The sequence below is a fragment of the Micromonospora sp. NPDC002411 genome (genome assembly GCF_053592955.1).
On sequence record NZ_JBSFBM010000477.1, the window covers coordinates 1 to 3,900 of the forward strand.

The following is a 3,900-nucleotide window of genomic DNA, read 5'->3' on the forward strand; positions in this document are numbered from 1 at the left end:
GCCGCTCCGGGTGACCCGGTAGTTCAGGGTGCCAGTAACGCCGCCGGTGCCACCACCACGGAGCTGACCAGCACCGGGACCGGCCCCACGTTGCGGCTGGCGAACACGAGCACCACCACCTCGAACGGCCTGGTGCTGGCCCGCCCGGCGCTGCAGCTGACGCCGAGCGGCGATCTGCTGCACAGCGACTCGCCCGGCGGCTCGATCGGCATGGACACCCAGAGCAACATTCAGGTGGTCGCGGAGTACGGCGGCGGCAAGTACCTGGAGTACGTGCACACCACCGGCAACTCGAACCAGATCGTGCCGGTCTCGCCGCAGCGGGTCATCGACACTCGGTCGGCCGCTTCGCGCGCCCGGATCCTGAACAAGTCGTCGACGACCCTGGACAGCTCGGGTCGCCTGCGGGACGGTCAGACGATCCACGTCAACCTGAGCGACTTCGTCTACTTCGGGGACGCCCTCTTCGGCAACCTCACCGTAACCACGGCGGTCGCCTCGGGCTTCGTGCAGATCTTCCCGTACGACACCCCGCGTCCGGCGAACTTCTCGAACATCAACTACCTGACCAACCAGGTGGTGGCTAACTCGTTCATGTCGGGTGTCGGCTACCTCAACGACGAGGCGACCGACGTCATCTCCATCTACGCCGCGCGGACCACCCACATCATCATCGACGTGGTGGCGTTCGTGGTCGGCGTCGGTGCGGTCAACCCGGACATTCTGCCCTTCGCCGCGAGCGCGACGGCGCGAGGCGCCGAGTCGGCCGAGGAGCGCAGGGCGAAGCGTGCCGCGAAGGCCCAGGCGGGCACGCCGAGCTGGAAGTAAGGCGGTCGCCGTACCAACGGCGAGGTTTGTGAACGCGGCGAGGGCCGGGTCCGTTCGGACCCGGCCCTCGCCGATGCTGTTGGTGTTCAGCAGGTCAGCGCGCGACCTCACCGGCGATGAACTCCTCGACAGCCTGGTGGGCGTCGTGGTCGGCGTACTGCACCGGCGGGGACTTCATGAAGTACGACGAGGCCGACAGGATCGGGCCGCCGATCTTCCGGTCCAGGGCGATCTTGGCGGCGCGGACCGCGTCGATGATGACCCCGGCCGAGTTCGGGGAGTCCCACACCTCGAGCTTGAGCTCGGCGTTCAGCGGGGTGTCACCGAACGAGCGACCCTCCAGGCGGATGTACGCCCACTTGCGGTCGTCCAGCCACGGCACGTGGTCCGACGGGCCGATGTGCACGTCGCTCTTGCTCATCTCGTGCGGGATCTGCGAGGTGACCGACTGGGTCTTCGAGATCTTCTTCGAGACCAGCCGCTTGCGCTCCAGCATGTTCATGAAGTCCATGTTGCCGCCGAAGTTGAGCTGGTACGTGCGCAGCAGCTCGACGCCCCGGTCCTCGAAGAGCTTCGCGAGAGCGCGGTGCACGATGGTCGCGCCGACCTGGCTCTTGATGTCGTCACCGACGATCGGCAGGCCCGCGTCCTCGAACTTTTTGGCCCACTCGGGGTCGGAGGCGATGAAGACCGGCAGGGCGTTGACGAACGCGCAACCGGCGTCGATCGCGGCCTGGGCGTAGAACTTGGCGGCCTGCTCGGAGCCGACCGGGAGGTAGCAGACGACGACGTCGACCTGCGCGTCGCGCAGCGCCTGCGCCACGTCGACGGGGGTGGCGTCGGACTCCTCGACGATCTCGCGGTAGTACTGGCCCAGACCGTCGAAGGTCGGGCCGCGCTGCACGCTGACGCCGGTCGGCGGCACGTCACAGAGCTTGATGGTGTTGTTCTCGCTGGCGACGATCGCCTCCGCGAGGTCCATGCCCACCTTCTTGGCGTCCACGTCGAACGCCGCGACGAACTCCACGGAGTTGACGTGGTAGTCGCCGAAGGCGACGTGCATGAGACCCGGGACGCGGTCGTTCGGGTTGGCGTTCCGGTAGTACTCGACGCCCTGAACCAGGGACGAGGCGCAGTTACCCACACCGACGATGGCGACGCGGACGGAGCCCATAGCGTCTGCCTCCTTCTTTTCTGTCACGGCCGCTCATTCCTGGTCTCTCCAGGCGGAGGCGGGCTGTTGTCTTCTCGTCGGCCGCCGGCTGTCCCGATGTTCGGGACCGTCGGGGCTCGGCCGGAGCGCTCGTTGGCGATGAGCTCCTCCAGCCAGCGGACCTCGCGCTCACAGGCATCAAGACCGTGGCGCTGCAGTTCCAAGGTGTAAGCGTCGAGGCGCTCGGCCGCCCGGCCCAGCACGTCGCGAAGCCCTTCGCGACGCTCCTCGATCTTGCGGCGGCGACCCTCCAGAATGCGAAGGCGGGTCGCCTGGTCGGTCCGGGCGAAGAACGCGAAGTGCACCCCGAAGCCCGTGTCGTCGTACGTCTCGGGCCCGGCCTGTGCGATCAGCTGGGCGAAGCGTTCCTTGCCCTCCGCGGTGATTTTGTAGACCACCCGACCTCGTCGGCTGGTCAGCGCGGGAACCTCCTCGGCGGTGGCGGGCGTCTCGGCAGCTTCGGTGATCCATCCCGCCGCCTGCAACCTGCGCAGTGTCGGGTAGAGCGAGCCGTAGCTGATCGCCGCCCGGATCGCGCCGAGTTTGGCGGTCAACTCCTTGCGCAGCTCGTAGCCGTGCATCGGAGACTCCTGCAGGAGGCCGAGGATGGCGAACTCAAGCACTGGCCACCCTCTCTTTACCCTCCGGCGTGAAGTGGTAACCGCCGCGATGTATCGGACCGATACATCGCACGTTAGCGGGTCGCACCGGCCAGGGCAAACCCCCTCTCCGAGGTGTCTTCGTCACGGATTGTGAGCATGGTCGCCTGCTCGGGCCGGACCGCGTACCCTTCTCCGCATGCGTACGCAGCGCCAGGTCGTCGACTACTCGCTCCAGAAGCGAGCAGTGCTGCGTGAGCTCCTGGCCGGCCGGGTCGGCACGTACGACGTCTGCGACGCATCGCCGTACCTGAAGAACGCCGCCCGCTTCCACGGTGAGCCGACTGACCGGCGCTGCCCGATCTGCCGCAGCGAGAATCTGACTCTCGTCCACTACATTTACGGCGACGAACTCAAGCAGTCCGCCGGGCAGGCCCGGACACTCACCGAGTTGCCCGTGCTGGCGATGACGCTGCGTGAGTTCCAGGTCTTCGTGGTGGAGGTGTGCCTCGGTTGTGACTGGAACCATCTCGTCGAGCAGTACCTGCTCGGCCGGGACGGTCTGGCCGGCGACAACGACGGCGCCGGCGAGCAGGATGTGGCGGTCGAAGGCGCAGGTCGGCGGAGGCGAGAGGCGCAACGGTGAACGCAGCAGGTTGGACCGGCCCCGGGGCCGTAGACGAAACCCGGGATGGTCGACCGCTCGTTAGTCCGATTGGCCCGATTGATACTGCAAGTACCTCGGCGAGACGGCACCCCCGTGCCGTCGTCCCGGGTGAAGCAACTCACGGCAACCCGGTGGCGGCGCAGTCGCGCCCCACCGCGACCGGCAGGGTGTGAGGAATGAACTCGTACGGCGATCCCAGTTCTGCGCGCGGGCGGGCCCAGTACCCGGGCCCGGACGGTGACCCCGGACCCGGCGCGGCCAACGCGTACGGCCGATCCGGCGGTGACTCCCGCGCGGGTGGCTGGTCGGCCTCGGAGGGCGGCGCGGCGACTCCGGGCCGTGCCTCGGTGACACCGCGGGCCACCGGTGGACGGGCCACTGTCGGTGGATCGGCCTCGGTGCCGCCGCGCGGTGCCGCGGCCGCCGGATCCGCCTCGGTGGGCTCGGCGACCCCGGGCCGCTCCGGGCGGGCCTCGGTGCCGGTGTCGCCGGCACCGGCCCCCGGACGCGCCGGCGCGGGCGTCCGGGGTCTGGGCTACAAGTTCGAGCCGTGATCGGCGTACGCGAAGGGGGTCTGCGCTCGGCGCAGGCCC

Annotated in this window: 5 protein-coding genes; 3 read left to right on the forward strand and 2 right to left on the reverse strand. The window is 68.7% G+C overall.

The window, feature by feature from the left end:
• Positions 1 to 828: hypothetical protein (locus ACWCO3_RS32500; RefSeq protein WP_450013740.1), on the forward strand; the 828-nt coding region annotated here is incomplete at its 5' end.
• 94 nt (positions 829 to 922) lie between these two features.
• On the opposite strand, the gene ACWCO3_RS32505 is transcribed toward ACWCO3_RS32500, so the two are convergent.
• Positions 923 to 2,002 (reverse strand): inositol-3-phosphate synthase, encoded by a 1,080-nt coding sequence (locus ACWCO3_RS32505; protein ID WP_145778348.1) that lies wholly within the window; start codon positions 2,000 to 2,002, stop codon positions 923 to 925.
• 23 nt (positions 2,003 to 2,025) lie between these two features.
• Positions 2,026 to 2,664 carry a PadR family transcriptional regulator gene (locus tag ACWCO3_RS32510; RefSeq protein ID WP_030331823.1) on the reverse strand — a complete coding sequence of 213 codons (639 nt, stop codon included), beginning with the start codon at positions 2,662 to 2,664 and terminating at the stop codon, positions 2,026 to 2,028.
• 175 nt (positions 2,665 to 2,839) lie between these two features.
• Here ACWCO3_RS32510 and ACWCO3_RS32515 point away from each other — a divergent pair, with 175 nt between their 5' ends.
• Both ACWCO3_RS32515 and ACWCO3_RS32520 read left to right on the forward strand, forming a co-directional pair.
• Positions 2,840 to 3,286 (forward strand): DUF5318 domain-containing protein, encoded by a 447-nt coding sequence (locus ACWCO3_RS32515; protein WP_145778349.1) that lies wholly within the window; start codon positions 2,840 to 2,842, stop codon positions 3,284 to 3,286.
• 197 nt (positions 3,287 to 3,483) lie between these two features.
• Positions 3,484 to 3,861 (forward strand): hypothetical protein, encoded by a 378-nt coding sequence (locus ACWCO3_RS32520; RefSeq protein ID WP_450013743.1) that lies wholly within the window; start codon positions 3,484 to 3,486, stop codon positions 3,859 to 3,861.
• The last annotated feature ends 39 nt before the right edge of the window (positions 3,862 to 3,900 follow it).